Here is a 15,202-nt window from a genome sequence, read left to right as displayed (position 1 = left end):
TGTTTTTTTACACTATATCAGGCTTTTAAAATATGACTCTGTCGGGTTGCCGACATTTACTGGCTACAAAGTTGCTCTAAAGCTGATTGGTTTAAAATGGTTACTTTGTTATAGCCAAGTTCGATGAGTTGCTGCTTTGCTAATTTTTTGAGGATTTGATTGGCGGTTTGCCGTGTAAGGTATGTCATATCAGCCAATTGTTGCTGAGATAAAGTAAACGTATGGCCATTACTTTGCGCTAAGTGTGCACACAATATGAGTAAGCGTTTTGCTACACGTTGCTCGGCGCTTAATAGTGCGTGATCTTCCATGCTAGTAAACATAACCCGCAATTTTTGGGCAAGGAGTAACCCAAAGTCTTGCCAATAATGCGGATATTGTTTTAACAATTGCTCAAGTGCACGTTGCCCAATAAAACACAGTGTTACATCGGTTTGGGCGTAAACATCGTGGGTACGCACTCCGCGGTCAAATAAAGTGACTTCACCAAACCACAGCGAGGCATCAATAAAGCTTAAAACAGCTTCTTTACCATTATTACTTACCCCGCTAATACGCACCACACCACTTAATACAGCATAAATACCGTCGTGTTTATCACCTCGTAAAAAAAGCGATTGGTGCGCGCTTAGGCTTAAACATTTTGCGTGGCTTAGTAAAAATTGTTTTAAGTGTGCATCTCGGCCAGAAAACCACTGCCCTTGTTCAATAATGTGACACTGTGCTTTGCTAAGTTCTTTCATTGCATTGTGTTTATATGTGGTTTTAGCTCTTTAGCTAACGACTTTGGTAGATCTAAATTACTGGCAATAACAAAATCGTTATAGGCTTCATTACCGGAGAAAAACTCCCCTATAAGCGTTTTATTTTTATATACATTCACTGTAACACCACTGCCCATACCACCAGCATTAATAATGTAGTAATAGTAATTGCCTTTGTTAAAAAACAAAATGCTTTCGCCTATTTTTCCTATTTGGCGATAGTAGCTACCAAATGGCTGCGCTGCTGTGGCAGTGTACTCTAGGCCAATTTTTTGCTCCGTGCCATAACGATAAGTAATAGCCGAGTTATCATTAGCCACACACACAGACAAAATATTGTCAGTGGGTTTTAGTGTATAAGTCACTTTTGCGGTTGGGTTTCGTATCACCTTTTGCATTTTAGCATTTATATAGGCTGTTTCCCCGCGTTTACAATGACTTGGTACAACTCCCTCTATTAGGCCTTCTACAGCAAGTTGCTGTTTTTCTATAGCAGCCACCGGTAAATTAGCGTTTTCTTTTTTAGCCACTAACGGTGTTTTACTGCTACTAAATAAACTCACTTCCTCATCGCAACCATTTAAAAAGAGTACGGGAATACAATAGCAAAAAGAGATCAATTTGAAACTCATACTAATTCCATCTAATACAACTTAACCTTAAAATAGCGGCAAAATTAAGCACTAGCAACCATTAAAATTGGTAAGTTTTATAAAACATTTTTTTAGTCATGTTATGCAAATATTGCTTTACTATTTAGTGACTTATTTAATATTCGTTTACACATAAACCGGTTTATTTACGTTCAATTCATAAACAAGCTGACATACGTATATCTATTTTTAATATTAGGATAATGCGCTTTTTTTATGAGCTAACGCAATTTAGTAGCGGCTAAGAGCTGGGCTTTTATTTATAGCCACAGGCTGTGGTAGGTAATTTATTTGAGATAGAAGGCGCTGCGGTGATCTTTCTTAATCAGAACACTTTAACGTAGCAAGGTTTATTTTGGGCTCTAGTCGTATTAGCGAGTAAGTTAGCGCATGCCTTTTAAAGGCATGCGCAGTAAATAATAACAACACGTAATCTTAAAGCTTAAGATAACCTAATCAGACGACGAGTCGTTTTCTTCACGCTTGTAGATATAAGTTTGCTGTGTTTTGAAGCCAAAACCTAATGTATCGCTGTCATTTACAAGTTTCACTTTACCATCAACAACAGTTAGCCCTGGTCCGTTAATTTCAGGCGGTTTGATTGGGTTTACTGCGCCTTCACCAGTAAGGCTCGGGCCAATTAAATAAAACTGGCTCACTTGGCTAACAGGTACTGTTTCTTCGTACTCGTAGCCATCACCTGGGATACCATCATCAGGTGTTGGCACATCACATAATCCATTATTGTTAGCATCTATACATGAGGCGCCTTCACCAAAATACAACTGAGCGGTATCGGGTACATCGTAGCTGGTAGTAAATTTAAGTTGGTCGTACACTTTTGTGCCATAGTGTAAATGAAAAGCGTACATTGCACCTCCGCCCCCCGTTAAAGAGCACTGATTTTTATCAGACTCCAGAGCAGGTGTAAACGATGTATAATAAGCTACGCCTCCTACCACGGTGGCTGCAGCCAATGATTTTTCGCCATTACTTAGCTCATATCGCCACCCTTTAAAGCCAGCTAAATCGGCTTCAAGTTCTACAAACTCATCAACATTATCTAGTGCATTACCAAATGGGTCGTCATTCATAAGCATTAAATCACCTGGCAGTATGGGCTCTGGTGTATTTTGTGAATCGAAGGTTTGAGTCACGGTTTGCTCATCACGAATCATGTAAAGGTGATCTTGCTCATTGGTTGCAAGCGGGTTTGAGCGATTACCACTGCCTATCACAATTGCATCGTAAGGTGTGTCTAACCGTGTGGTTATTTCCTCACCACCATAGCTCGTTTTACTTACTTTACTAAACATAGTTCGTGCTACTAATGGCTTATAAAAAAAGCGTCGGTCTTGCGTTGCTAATGAACTGCCAAGCTCTGCTAATTTGTAATGAGAAAAACTATTTTTGTCAGCACCTGGCATATCAACACGCCAAATGTTCCCCCCAGTATCAGTGGCATATAAACGGTCAATATAGCCATCGTAATCGGAGTCAAGCGTTGCTATATCGGCAGCTATACTGTGCTTACCTTGAAAATTGTTATCATCGGGTGTTAATGCCCATACTCTTTCACCGGTTTTAGCTTTAACAATGTAAATGGCTGTACCAGAGTCATCCTCACTACGAATTGCGTTGTCTTTGTTTGTATCGTATCCGCCACCAAATACCAGTAAAGGCTCATCGCCAAACGCCTTAATATAGGCTATTTGCGGTTTAGACCAGGTTTGAGCCAAGTATTCAAACCCTTGCGAGCCACCAACAATAGGTTTATTCCATAACTGTTTTGGTTTATCTGGTGAGCTAATATCAAGTGCGTAATAGTTTTCCCCCCCACGACGCATACCAGCAAATGCCCATACTTCATCACCTTTAGTGGCATCTATTACGCCCTCATTTAAGCCGTCACTGTTTAAACTTTTATTGTTAAAAAACACACTAATGGGCCCATCCATACCATACACTTTGGTATTGGCTTGATTGGTACGAAGTGCAGGTATATTTTTTAAAAGCTCAGCAGGTATAAACGCCCACTCTTCTTCAATGCTGTCACCTTTATCGTTAAACATGTGTAAAAAGCCAGCATTAGTACCCACTAAAATACGTATGTTGCCATCACCATAATCAATAGATACCGGCTTAGAGTGCAAAGGATCACCAAAAATATTAGCACGCTGATCTACTGATGAGGCATCACCATCTTCGTTATCTACATCCATGCCTCTTGCCCAGCTAATATCAGTGCTCGAGATAGCAATATCAGTACCTGGTATGATGCCCCCGATGGCATCTGACACTATATTTAAAATTTCTTTTACTCTATCAAAGGTAAAATCAACAATTTTGCCGCCTGAATCTATATACAGCTTACGGCTTTGTGAATCTAAACTTGAAAGTAAGTAGTTTACGCCCCCTTGTGCGACTAAATTACCATCGGCCGGTTTATTTGAGGGTAGCCAAAACGTGCGAGCGTCTTCTTTAATTAAGCCATCGTCACCTATTGCCTCATTACCTGTTGAGTCAACAATGGTAGAGCCCGACATAGCTAGTTTTTTTAAATTCCCGCCCCAACGAGCGCCTGTTTCAGGATAAAACATTGCAAAATAAATTGCGTCTCGGCTGCGGGTTTGGTCAACGTTATTACTGGCAACCGTAGGCGATGAAAAGCTATCGTTTACTTCACGTATTCTAGAAATAGTATTATTTAATGCTTCGGAGAGCTCTGCTGAGGTATCTGCGTGAAGATACTCGCCTCCACCAAGTTCAGCGGTTTTTTCAAGCAGCGTTTTACCTTTACTGCTCATGCCACTACCAAAGCCTATAGTAAATACGCGTCCTGTGTCTGCCACCTCGGGTGTGTTTTCGTATAGATCTATTTCAACATCTTTTGTACCATGAATAATTTGGGCTAGAGCCGCTAAATAACTACTACTTGTTTTACTGGGGTTGTAACCAAATTTTTGTTTGTATAAATCTTTAATATCGTTATTACGGTTATTATCCTGAGTCGGGTCGCCGTCGGTCATTAAAATTAAATTTATAGAGTTATCACAGCGCTCCGCTGCTCCATACTTTTGTTTAAAAGGTGATATATAGTCCGGTGGCGTTAAGGGGTTATCATTGGTCTCTACGCTAAAGTCTCGTTGATTAGTATTTTGTCCATACCAAACGGTTTGCCCTGTCATGTATAGGTAGGCTTCCCAGAGGGTTTCTGTAACTGGGGTATTACCACTGGCAGGAAGCTTATTTATCTGCCACAAAATAGTGTCATGTGATGAACCCAAGCCAGCCATAACATAGCCCCCGTGGTCACCATTAAAGCGCATTAATCCAAAGTCGATGGTGTTATTATCGTTGACTAGTTGGGTCATGGCATCTTTAGCCGCATCTATTTTTTTAGGCCCGTTGTTAGGAAGTTTACTTCCCATACTTCCGGAGGTATCAAAAATAATCACTACGCGGGGGTTTTCATCGGTTTCTACGTTATGGTTAACGTACAGCTCTATATCTTCAGCAGTTACAGAGAGGCTAATAGTTGCTGCAACAAAAGAGGCAACAATGCGATTGAAGTTGAGTTTCATTTTAAATCCTTTTATCTGCGCTAAAATCACGCAGTTCCATTCAAAGTGCAATTACTTATTTATTTTTAGTTTTAATTAGAACATGCACAAAACAGCTAAATGTCATTAAACACAAGCTTGTTTACAAAAATTAATATTAACTGAATTCGTTATTTTAGGTACTTTAATGAAAATAGCCGCAAATATAAAGAAATTTAATACTCTTAACATATTTATATATGCACAGCCTTTAGTAAAACCTCTCGCTTTTTTAAAAAATTAATCTTATAAAAGCGATAATAAACTCAATAATTTACACAATAGTTACGTGTTGCCATAAAGGCATTAGTGTTGTAGGTTTGTTAATTAACCCAAAACTTACAAGGATTGTCATGATTAAAAAAACAAAAAATATAATTTTATCTAGCTCAATTTTATTACTCTGTGCATGTGGGGGTTCCTCAGAAAACGAAGGCAATGCTATAAGTTCCGACCCTGCAGTATGCGCTAGTCAAACCGCACAAAACGAAGCCCTTTGGGACTACCTTCAAACAGATTACCTTTGGAGTGAGCAGCTAAATACCTCAACAAACCCATCTACATTTGATTCATTAAGCGATTTAATGACCGAAGTTAAATCGCAAGTAGAATTAGATAAATACAGTTATGTAGTCACCGCGCAAGAATATGAAGACCGATACCTTAACGCGAGTTATTTTGGTTATGGTTTAGCAAACAAAATAGAGTCTAACGGTCTTCTTGTAAAGTATGTATTTGACAATGGTAACGCGGCAGCTATGGGGTTAACCAGAGGCTCATTAATCACCATAATGAATGGTATAAATATTGAAGAAGCAATAACCAACAATACGTTTGACTACGATGTCTTATTGGGGCCTGAAGAAGAAGGCTATACAGTAGACGTAACATGGATAGATTTAAACGGCGAAGAACAAACCGGCAGTATGGCACGCGCCACAGTTACCACAAACACTGTACTAGATGCCCGCATTTTAGAATCTAACACAGGTAAGGTTGGCTACTTGGCCTTTAATAGCTTTATTGAACGCAGTGCACAAGACTTAGATGACGCATTTTTGTTATTCGAACAAGAGGACGTTTCAGAGCTAGTACTTGATTTACGCTACAACGGCGGCGGTTACCTTAATGTAGCTAAACAGCTAGCAAGCCAAATTGCTGCTGAGAACGTGCTTGGCAAGCCTATGTTTAATTACGAATATAATAAAAACCGTGAAACTAACAGCGTAGATTTTGAGTTGAATAATAACCAACCACGCCTTAATTTACCTCGTGTAGTAATACTTACCACTGAACAAACATTGTCTGCTAGCGAAGTGATAATAAATGCGCTAGAACCTTACATTGATGTTCAGGTAGTTGGCACAAGCACAGGAGGAAAGCCTGTTGGCATGGATATTAATCAACTTTGTGACCACGTTGTGTTTGCAATAAACTTTAAAATGACTAACTCAGCTGGTTATGGTGATTACTTTGATGGTTTACCTGCAGATTGTTACGCCGAAGATACAATTAATTCTGATTGGGGCGATACCAAAGACCCTCTTCTAAGCGAGGCGCTATACTTATTAACTAATAATAGTTGCTCAACAACTCAAACAAGCCAATTGCCCAAACAAAAATCGATTTATAACAGTTTTGGCCTATTCGATAAAAACACGCTATAACACTTTTAATTGAGTACAAAAAAGCCGATGCAGGGTTGTCCTTTCATCGGCTTTTTTATCGCGCTATAATGGTTTTATAAAGATAAATCTTCTTTAGCGCGCGTTAAATTATGAGATACCAGTGAGTTTTTAGAGATTTGGTACGCTTCGTATAAATCTGAAAGGCCTGCGGTGTCTTTTTTGGCCATCATGCGGGCTACACCACGGTTACTTAATGCAAACGATGTAAGTTCGCGTACTTTTAAACGTGGGCCACGGCTTTCTTTTAATAAGGCTATTGCTTGTGTACAAATGGCTTCCGCTTCTGTGTAGTTTTTAGACTCTACATTAAGTGCACAGCTATTAAATGGCTGTTCAAACTCCGGCGCTGCGGTTACAGAATCTTCAATAACCATTAATTTGTAGTCACTTTGATCAGCCATTGCAGCAGCTGAACAAGTTAAGAATGAGCCAAGAGCGATGGTTTTTAAAAGTGTACGTTTCATGATTATCTTCCTGTTTGGTTAGTCGTACTTGTTGGCGACAACTTAACTTTAGATAATTTTGGTTACAGCGACAAACGATAAAAACAAACCTAATAAGTGAGAAAATCTAACTTATAGACTTTAGTCTAATACCTGCTGTAAATAGCGTTTCTTTCACTCTCAAAAATACAGCAAAACAAGTGATTTAACTACGCTGGCAGTTAATTTGGTAAAGGCCCAGCTATAAGTAAAACTGGGTTAGTGAGCAATCAATTTTTTATGCGGGTTTAAAAAAAACATTTTTCTCCACCCTTGGCTTTGTGTTGTATAAAGCCACGGTATAGGCACAAGCGATAGTATAGAATAATGCACATGAGGTTGCTTTCCTGCAGCATTACCGGTATCACCCAGTAAGCCAATTTGACTGTTTATGTTAACTACATCCCCTGCACCTACATGGTAGTCATTTAAATGTGCAAAATAGTGCACGCGCCATTTTGCACCTAATACCGCAACCACTTTGCCACCTTGGTTTAGTTCGCCTGAAAAAATAACAATACCGCTTGTTGCAGCAACCACAGGCGTGTTTTTAGCGCCAAAAATATCAATGCCTTTATGCACACCAGAGCACCCCCATGGCGCATACCAAAATGTATTGTGATTCCAATCCTTACTTGTAGCGTCTTGCACAGGAATTACTAGCTTCTCAGGAATGAGTAAACCCGCTATTAATAAAATTAAAACTGCGCCCAAAGTCCACTTTAAGACTCTCATTGCATTCCCTTTGTTGCAAATAGTCATTAAATTATTAATGACAATACCTTAACGCCTAGTGAGTATTATTAGAATGAAACACTTTTTTAACGTGAACTAAACTCATTAATTTTAATACAGGCTTTATAATTAATTGCGCACTGCCCGCTATAAAAAGCCAGGTACCGCTTTCAATTAATGACTCATTTAAAAAGAAAAAACTACCAATTAAAAACCACACCGCAATTAAAAAGTCGTTAACTGCGCCCAATGCTTCATAACGGCGTTGGATAGTAATATGCTCTTGTCCTAAGTCTAAATTAAGCTGATTTTTGCTAGAGCCCATCAATACTACTCCCTCTTTTTACTGTGTAATTAAAAAACTGTTTTCACTAGCATCTAATACCAATTCGCTTAATTAAGTATTATTACGCATTGGTATAGGCTTATCTGCATAATACAATAGCAAAAAACACACAATAAAAACGCTGCCTGATATATCAGCCAGCGTTTTTATTGGTGTAGAGTCTTTATAGCTAAAAACTCACTATTGCTTGTATATTTAATTGTTTATTTTTGGTCTTTTTCTAAACGTTTTTTAAGACTTAAAGCCGCATCTGCCGCTAATAATCGCATAAATTCAGAACCATTGCTTTGTTCGCCTTGCCCTGCACCTATTACAATTTCAGGCACTAAACGACTTTTACCTAAACTATTGAATAAAGCAGTTTGAATTTTCACCTCAGCTTTTAATGTTTCATCAAACACATATTTAGGATCAAGCGCAGCTGATTTGGCACGTAAGCGTGCCTCAGCTAACACATCCATGCCTAGTGCTTCTAAACGCTGTTGCTTTAATATCTCTTCTTGCTCTTTAGCCAACTCAGCTTTTACAGCTACACGTTGCTGCGCAGAAATAATAGCATTCGCTTTAATACGCTCGGCATCGATTTGCTCTTTAATTTTAAGCTTTTCAGACTCTGCCCGCTGCTTTGCTATTGCTTGTTCGCCTAAGGCAACTTCTGTACGCGCTTGTTGCTCTGCTTTTTTAAGATTTTGACGTGCCAAGGCTTCATCTGCAGCTGCTTGCTTTTGCGCTTCTAAGCGCGCGTTTACTTTACTTTCGTAGTCAATATCAATAATACTTGCATCTACAACAGTAATACCATACGCACCTAAAATCGGCGCATTACGCAGCGGTTTACCCTCTTTATCAGATTTAATATTTACCGTTACACGCTGCTGTTTACTTAAACTACCTAGTTCATCGCTTTTATCCCGCTCACCGCTGCTGATTATTTGCTCAGTAACAAAAATACCATTAGTAAGTTGATCAGAGAAGTCTTGGCTAAGTTGCCCGTTTCCACCAGAATAATGCTGCTCAACCGACATCATACGCGCCGACGCTTTAACGTTTTCTGTAGTAGCACGCATAAGTAAATTAGATATAAGCGTATCTTGCGAACCAAACTCTTCGTGTATTTTTAGTAATCCACGTAATTCACCTTTTTCAGTGGCTGGTACATTGCCTGGCAACCTAAAGCGCGATACACCACGTGCACCACCGGTTGTTGTATCCAAAAAGCGTATTGGAATAAGAGGTACAATTGCACTCGCAGTCGCGTTTTCGTCACCCGTAAAGTTAATCGATATAACCTTTTTATAAGCAGATGTAGTGCCAAATGCTTTTAAGTATGGGCCAGCTTGGTTAATAACCGTTAACTTTCCGGTAAACGCCGATTGATGAACTAAACGCTCGTCAGCTTCGTTCCAAGAAATAACTTGTGAAGTAAGTGTTGCTATAACAGCCAGCACAACCACTATTGATGTTACTAAAATGACATTTCGGCGACCAAAACGACCTATAAATGATTGTGACTTTTCTTCTGGAACCGCTTTTTTATCGCTATCCATTTTCATTACTCTCCATGTTTAGTTTTTTCTTAACAAAGTAAATAATTTCTTGCTCGCTTAAATGCGCACAAAAACTACCTGAGCGATGCAATTCTATAAATGTTGCAAGGATCTCTTCTTTGCCTTTTATTTTTTTATATTTATCTGCTTGGGCTTGGTTTTTATCCGTAAGTTGAGTAATAAGCTCATCTACAATGGTGTCTTTATCAAACAGCACATTGTATTCCTTAGTTTTTCTTACTCGGTTTTTGCGTATATTGCTATAAATAACATAAATAGCTAAACACAAAATAATAACCAATGTACTCAACCCGACAATATAGAAAATCATATAACCTGCTTATATTTAGTTGAATGATTACGTCAATAACAGGTGTTATAAATCAATAACAAATGTTAACTCATTAATTTTACAGAAACCTCGTATAAAAAACAGGTATAAAGTAATAATTCCAAAAATAAAGCTTTCTAAAACGGGCTTTCTCGCTTTTAAATTTACATGTGAGTTTTATAAAAAAATTTTATTACACGCACAAAAAAGCCCCTACCTAATATAAATAGGTAGGGGCTTTTTTGTGACTCTCGCTAATTAAATTGCTTTATAAGGCAAGCTCTTCTTTAGCACGAGTTAAGTTATGAGACACTAATGTGTTTTCAGAAATTTGTACTGCTTCATATAAATCAGCTAATGCTGCGGTATCGTTATGTGCTTTTAAGCGTGCAACACCACGATTACTTAACGCATACGATGTAAGCTGGCGTACCTTAAATTTAGGGCCTTGTGCATCTTTCAACAGTGCAATGGCTTTAGTACAAATTTCTTCTGCTTGAGCGTAGTTTTTTGATTTAACATTAAGCGCACAGCTATTGAATGACTGTTCAAGAGGCTGCGGGGCAGTTTCGGTTTTAATAACCATTAGTTTGTAGTCACTTGAATCAGCCATTACAGCTGCTGAGCAAGTTAGTAATGAGCCAAGAGCGATGGTTTTTAAAAGTGTACGTTTCATGGTTTGTCTTTCCTAATTAAGTTAGTCGCGCTTGTTGCCGACAACTGAACTTTAGAGTAATAGCTCAGCACCGACAAACGAGAAAAACAAACTCAATAAGTGAAGAAATTTAACCTATAGACTTTAGTCTAATATACGTACAAACTTAAATGTTTAACAGCATGTAAACTAGTGTAGTTACTGCTTGTTTTGAAAAAAGTTTTAAAACAAGTGGTATGCAGTGGCTATGCATACACGCCACTAAACTGTACAAAAATAAAGCGTTAAAATTATTTAGCTTTTATGCTTGTTGCGACTTTTCCTACGCTTAAGCCTTGCACTAAAATTGAAAAAACCACTACTGCATATGTTAAAGCAAGTAATATATTACGCTGCGCTCCATCAGGTAACTGCAATACAAGCGCCACAGAGATCCCGCCACGTAAACCTCCCCAGGTTAACACTTTCCATGCACCGCAGGGCAGTTCAAGCTGTTTATTAAAAACACTTGTTGTTAAGCCAACCACAATTAAGCGTGCGCCTAGCGCAATAAAAATAGTTAAAACGCCCGCCACCAGCAGATTAGCGGAGTACATAATCATCACCACCTCAAGGCCAATTAGCACAAATAAAATGGCATTTAAAATTTCATCAATAAGTTCCCAAAACAAATCAACATAGTGACGGGTTTTATCACTCATTGCTAAATTACGGCCGTGATTACCCACCATTAACCCCACCATAACCATTGCAAGTGGTCCCGATAAGTGCCAGAGGCTCGCCAATGCATAACCGCCTATAACACCCGCTAGCGTAAGTAATACTTCTTCTTGGTAGCTATCTATCGCCTTTAATAAATAATTTAAAGCACCCCCTAATACTAAACCAAATGCAATACCGCCTCCCGCCTCAACAGCGAGCGTATGAGCAACAGAATAAGTAGTAGGTATTTCACCACTGGTTAAAATGCCTAATAAAAGCGCAAACACGACCACGCCTATACCATCATTAAATAACGACTCCCCCGCTATAACAGTTTCAATACTTTTAGGGGCGCCCGCAGAGCGTAAAATTCCCATTACTGCGATGGGATCAGTTGGCGAAATCAACGCACCAAATAATAAACACCATATGAACGATAGGTTAAACCCTAATAAAGGCACCACAAGGTATAACGCAGCAGCAATAATAACTGTCGAAATTAGCGTACCGGCACACGCTAAAATACCTATGGGTAATTTATAACGCCTTAAGTCACTTACATTTACGTGCAGCGCCCCTGCAAAAAGCAGCATGGAGAGCATGCCATCGAGCAAAACGTGAGTAAAATTGAGTTGATCAAGTAGGCTTACTTCGTAATCAATAAGTTTATCAAACCCTAAAAAGCCCAAAAATATCGCAGCAATAGATACCAAAAGCGAGATAACCATCACTCCAATGGTGGTTGGCAAGCCAATAAACCGGTTATTAATATAAGCAAGTAATGCGGTTATTGTAAAAAAAATCGCGCTGATTTCAAATATACTCAACGTACTCGTGACATCCATAGTCTTGCTCTCTTATATGTATAAACCAACTAGTGTTCACTTTTTACATTGCCCTTTTAAGCCCCGTAACGTAAAAAGCCCATGTTAAGTACAAACTTAACATGGGCTTTTTATACACAGGCTTAATTAAAGCATGTTTAGCACTTTTTTATAGTGCAAGCTCTTCTTTAGCAAGTGTTAAATTGTGAGATACCATTGTACTGTTAGACATTTGCGCTGCCTCGTACAAATCAGCAATAGCTGCTGTATCATTATTAGATTTTAAGCGCGCAACCCCTCGGTTACTTAACGCGAATGACGTAAGTTGGCGTACTTTAAATTTAGGGCCATCTGCATCTTTTAATAGTGCAATTGCTTTTGTACAAATTGCTTCAGCCTCAGCGTAATTCTTAGATTTAACATTAAGAGCACAGCTGTTAAATGACTGCTCAAGTGGCTGTGGTGCAGTGGCTTGTTCGATAACCATTAATTTGTAGTCACTTGTATCAGCCATTACAGCAGCTGAGCAAGTTAATAAAGAGCCAAGAGCGATGGTTTTGATAAGTGAGCTTTTCATGATTATATTCCTGTTGAGTTAGTCGTGCTTGTTGCCGACAACTGAACTTTAGAGAATTACAATAAAAACGACAAACGATTAAAACAAAACCAATAAGTGAATAAAATTAACTTATAGACTTTAGTCTAATGCCAAACTAGTAAGCAATTCATAGCAAGTGCATAAAGTATAATTAGTAAACACCCACTAATTTAACTCCCTTATCAAGCGCAAACCTATAAACTCCCTCGCCCATATGCCATAATCTAAATAATTCATTATTTTAGTAACTTGGCGCGTATTTAGACGCATTTAAGTTAACTACTCAGGGTTTTTAGCATGGCATATCAAGAGCAAAATCAAGTAACAATCTACTGGCACGATTATGAGACATGGGGGGCGAGCCCTCAAAAGGATAAGCCGAGCCAGTTTGCGGGTATTCGTACCGATCTTGATTTAAATATAATTGGCGAGCCGCTTATTGAATATTGTAAGCCGCAAGCGGATTACTTGCCCCACCCTGAGGCGTGTTTAATTACGGGTATTACGCCACAAGTGGCGATGAAAAAAGGTTTGGTTGAAGCTGAGTTTATTGCAAAAATTCATGCCGAATTTAGTGTGCCAAATACCTGTGTGGCTGGTTATAACAGTATTCGGTTTGATGACGAAGTAAGCCGTTATAGCTTTTATCGTAACTTTTACGACCCGTACGAGCGTGAATATAAAAACAATAATAGCCGCTGGGATATTATTGATTTAGTACGTGCATGTTACGCACTTCGACCTGAGGGGATTGAATGGCCGTTAAAAGAAGACGGTAGCCCAAGCTTTAAGCTTGAGCATTTAACGGTAGCAAATGGTATTGAACACGCTGCTGCGCACGATGCGCTAAGCGATGTAACCGCCACTATTGCACTGGCTAAACTAATAAAAGAAAAACAGCCAAAGCTGTATAACTTCTTTTTTGGGCTACGTAATAAAAAAGCGCTCGGTGAGTTAGTAGATGTATTTAACATGACGCCGCTAGTGCATACATCATCGCGTATTCCTGCAATGCAGGGCTGTACCACATGGGTGGCGCCTATGAGCTTTCACCCGGTAAATAAAAACGCGGTTATTTGTTTTGATTTAACCCAAAGCCCGCAAGTACTCATTGATTTAAATGTAGAAGAGTTACGCACCCGTTTATATACAAAACGTATTGATTTAGCCGAGGGTGATTTACCTGTTGGTTTAAAACTGGTGCATTTAAATAAGTGCCCTATTTTAGCGCCTGCTAAAACGTTATTGCCTGAAAATGCAGCCCGTTTGGGAATTGACCGTGAGCAGTGCCTCGCGAATTTAGCTATTTTAAAAGCCAATACCGAGCTTCGCGATAAGGTAACTGAAGTATTTAACGAAAAAGGCGATTACAGTGCCACCACTAACGTTGATTACCTACTTTACGATGGCTTTACAAGCCACGCCGACAAAGCAAAATTTGCGATTATACGTGATGCTAAACCAGAGGAACTCGCTGGCTTAAATTTAGATTTTGAAGATAAAAAGTTCAATACATTACTGTTTAGATACCGTGCACGAAACTGGCCAGAAACACTAAACCAACAAGAACTTGACCAATGGCGTCAGTATTGTCAAAACAAGCTAATGCACGGGGAAGATCAACCTTCTATCAGTGCACAAGATTTTATGATCACCCTTGAAAACTTGGCCCATGAGCACGACGACAGCGAAAAGAACCTGACCATTTTAAAGGCTTTATATAATTACGCACAAAGCATGTAATTTGCTTTAAGTTTGTTTGTAGAGCACTTTTAAAACGCGATGCTTTAGCAATAAAGTATCGCGTTTTTTTGTTTTATATAACTTCATTACTATAAGCAAAGCCTAAAAATCCTTGCACAAAGAGAAACAAAAGAGGAGCAAATGAGAATACATAAGCCATTAATCGTTTTTAATTAATCTCTTTCTCAAAAAGCGCAGCGCCTCTTACCCTCTTTGTGAATTAATCATTTTACGGGCTTTGCCCGTCATGCAAGCAAGCTTGGCGTCTACAAGTAAAACCCATACCTACACCTTGGTGGTAGGCGTAGAGCTGGCTCACGTGAAAAGCGCAAATTTTTAAATTAAAAAATAATCCACAAAGAGAAACAAATGAGGAGCAAATGAGAATACATAAGCCATTAATCGTTTTTAATAAATCTCTTCCTCTAAAAGCGCAGCGCCTCTTACCCTCTTTGTGAATTAATCATTCTACGGGCTTTGCCCGTCACGCAAGCAAGCTTGGGGTCTACAATTAAACCCGATATCTACCCTG

General features: G+C 39.0%; 13 protein-coding genes. 2 read left to right on the top strand and 11 right to left on the bottom strand.

What is annotated here, in order from left to right; translation table 11 throughout:
• Positions 1-56: 56 nt before the first annotated feature.
• From CWC17_RS08595 to CWC17_RS08585, 3 genes are all read right to left on the bottom strand, one after another.
• The gene (locus CWC17_RS08595) at positions 57-743 is read right to left on the bottom strand and encodes a Crp/Fnr family transcriptional regulator (RefSeq protein ID WP_138612608.1); all 687 of its coding nucleotides are present in this window, start codon (positions 741-743) and stop codon (positions 57-59) included.
• Positions 740-1,396: a hypothetical protein gene (locus CWC17_RS08590; RefSeq protein ID WP_249935910.1), complete on the bottom strand. Its 657-nt coding sequence runs from the start codon at positions 1,394-1,396 to the stop codon at positions 740-742. Before CWC17_RS08590 ends, CWC17_RS08595 begins: the two co-directional genes overlap by 4 nt.
• Before the next feature lie 473 nt (positions 1,397-1,869).
• Entirely contained in the window at positions 1,870-5,001 is a 3,132-nt protein-coding gene (locus tag CWC17_RS08585; RefSeq protein ID WP_138612607.1) for a pilus assembly protein, read from the bottom strand.
• 371 nt (positions 5,002-5,372) lie between these two features.
• Here CWC17_RS08585 and CWC17_RS08580 point away from each other — a divergent pair, with 371 nt between their 5' ends.
• Positions 5,373-6,686 carry a S41 family peptidase gene (locus tag CWC17_RS08580; protein ID WP_138612606.1) on the top strand — a complete coding sequence of 438 codons (1,314 nt, stop codon included), beginning with the start codon at positions 5,373-5,375 and terminating at the stop codon, positions 6,684-6,686.
• Positions 6,687-6,760: 74 nt separating this feature from the next.
• On the opposite strand, the gene CWC17_RS08575 is transcribed toward CWC17_RS08580, so the two are convergent.
• From CWC17_RS08575 to CWC17_RS08540, 8 genes are all read right to left on the bottom strand, one after another.
• A complete protein-coding gene (locus CWC17_RS08575) occupies positions 6,761-7,171 on the bottom strand; it encodes a hypothetical protein (protein WP_055015172.1) in 411 nt (136 codons plus the stop codon).
• Between the two features lie 237 nt (positions 7,172-7,408).
• The gene (locus tag CWC17_RS08570) at positions 7,409-7,924 is read right to left on the bottom strand and encodes a M23 family metallopeptidase (RefSeq protein ID WP_138612605.1); all 516 of its coding nucleotides are present in this window, start codon (positions 7,922-7,924) and stop codon (positions 7,409-7,411) included.
• 55 nt (positions 7,925-7,979) lie between these two features.
• Complete coding sequence (locus CWC17_RS08565) at positions 7,980-8,249, bottom strand: YrhK family protein (RefSeq protein WP_055015174.1); 270 nt, start codon at positions 8,247-8,249, stop codon at positions 7,980-7,982.
• Positions 8,250-8,473: 224 nt separating this feature from the next.
• Positions 8,474-9,817 carry an SPFH domain-containing protein gene (locus CWC17_RS08560; protein WP_004587205.1) on the bottom strand — a complete coding sequence of 448 codons (1,344 nt, stop codon included), beginning with the start codon at positions 9,815-9,817 and terminating at the stop codon, positions 8,474-8,476.
• Positions 9,810-10,148 carry a methanolan biosynthesis protein EpsI gene (locus tag CWC17_RS08555; RefSeq protein WP_138612604.1) on the bottom strand — a complete coding sequence of 113 codons (339 nt, stop codon included), beginning with the start codon at positions 10,146-10,148 and terminating at the stop codon, positions 9,810-9,812. The genes CWC17_RS08560 and CWC17_RS08555 overlap by 8 nt, the downstream gene beginning before the upstream one ends.
• Before the next feature lie 268 nt (positions 10,149-10,416).
• The gene (locus tag CWC17_RS08550; protein WP_055015175.1) at positions 10,417-10,824 is read right to left on the bottom strand and encodes a hypothetical protein; all 408 of its coding nucleotides are present in this window, start codon (positions 10,822-10,824) and stop codon (positions 10,417-10,419) included.
• Between the two features lie 269 nt (positions 10,825-11,093).
• On the bottom strand, positions 11,094-12,350 hold the full coding sequence (locus CWC17_RS08545; protein ID WP_138612603.1) for a cation:proton antiporter: 1,257 nt from the start codon (positions 12,348-12,350) through the stop codon (positions 11,094-11,096).
• Between the two features lie 148 nt (positions 12,351-12,498).
• Positions 12,499-12,906 carry a hypothetical protein gene (locus CWC17_RS08540; RefSeq protein WP_055015177.1) on the bottom strand — a complete coding sequence of 136 codons (408 nt, stop codon included), beginning with the start codon at positions 12,904-12,906 and terminating at the stop codon, positions 12,499-12,501.
• Between the two features lie 318 nt (positions 12,907-13,224).
• On the opposite strand from CWC17_RS08540, the gene sbcB reads away from it, so the two are divergent.
• On the top strand, positions 13,225-14,670 hold the full coding sequence (sbcB, locus tag CWC17_RS08535) for an exodeoxyribonuclease I (RefSeq protein ID WP_138612602.1): 1,446 nt from the start codon (positions 13,225-13,227) through the stop codon (positions 14,668-14,670).
• Positions 14,671-15,202 lie beyond the last annotated feature (532 nt).

Origin of the sequence: Pseudoalteromonas sp. S3785 (assembly GCF_005887365.1) — a bacterium.
Taxonomy (GTDB): Bacteria; Pseudomonadota; Gammaproteobacteria; order Enterobacterales; family Alteromonadaceae; genus Pseudoalteromonas.
The sequence above is the reverse complement of the archived record's forward strand: the minus strand, read 5'-3'. Positions and strand labels throughout refer to the sequence as shown.

Bases quoted from the DNA above. Each gene is read 5' to 3' on its own strand.
- CWC17_RS08595 (WP_138612608.1), bottom strand. From the start codon at position 743: ATGAAAGAACTTAGCAAAGCACAGTGTCACATTATTGAACAAGGGCAG.
- CWC17_RS08590 (WP_249935910.1), bottom strand. From the start codon at position 1,396: ATGAGTTTCAAATTGATCTCTTTTTGCTATTGTATTCCCGTACTCTTT.
- CWC17_RS08585 (WP_138612607.1), bottom strand. From the start codon at position 5,001: ATGAAACTCAACTTCAATCGCATTGTTGCCTCTTTTGTTGCAGCAACT.
- CWC17_RS08580 (WP_138612606.1), top strand. From the start codon at position 5,373: ATGATTAAAAAAACAAAAAATATAATTTTATCTAGCTCAATTTTATTA.
- CWC17_RS08575 (WP_055015172.1), bottom strand. From the start codon at position 7,171: ATGAAACGTACACTTTTAAAAACCATCGCTCTTGGCTCATTCTTAACT.
- CWC17_RS08570 (WP_138612605.1), bottom strand. From the start codon at position 7,924: ATGAGAGTCTTAAAGTGGACTTTGGGCGCAGTTTTAATTTTATTAATA.
- CWC17_RS08565 (WP_055015174.1), bottom strand. From the start codon at position 8,249: ATGGGCTCTAGCAAAAATCAGCTTAATTTAGACTTAGGACAAGAGCAT.
- CWC17_RS08560 (WP_004587205.1), bottom strand. From the start codon at position 9,817: ATGGATAGCGATAAAAAAGCGGTTCCAGAAGAAAAGTCACAATCATTT.
- CWC17_RS08555 (WP_138612604.1), bottom strand. From the start codon at position 10,148: ATGATTTTCTATATTGTCGGGTTGAGTACATTGGTTATTATTTTGTGT.
- CWC17_RS08550 (WP_055015175.1), bottom strand. From the start codon at position 10,824: ATGAAACGTACACTTTTAAAAACCATCGCTCTTGGCTCATTACTAACT.
- CWC17_RS08545 (WP_138612603.1), bottom strand. From the start codon at position 12,350: ATGGATGTCACGAGTACGTTGAGTATATTTGAAATCAGCGCGATTTTT.
- CWC17_RS08540 (WP_055015177.1), bottom strand. From the start codon at position 12,906: ATGAAAAGCTCACTTATCAAAACCATCGCTCTTGGCTCTTTATTAACT.
- sbcB (WP_138612602.1), top strand. From the start codon at position 13,225: ATGGCATATCAAGAGCAAAATCAAGTAACAATCTACTGGCACGATTAT.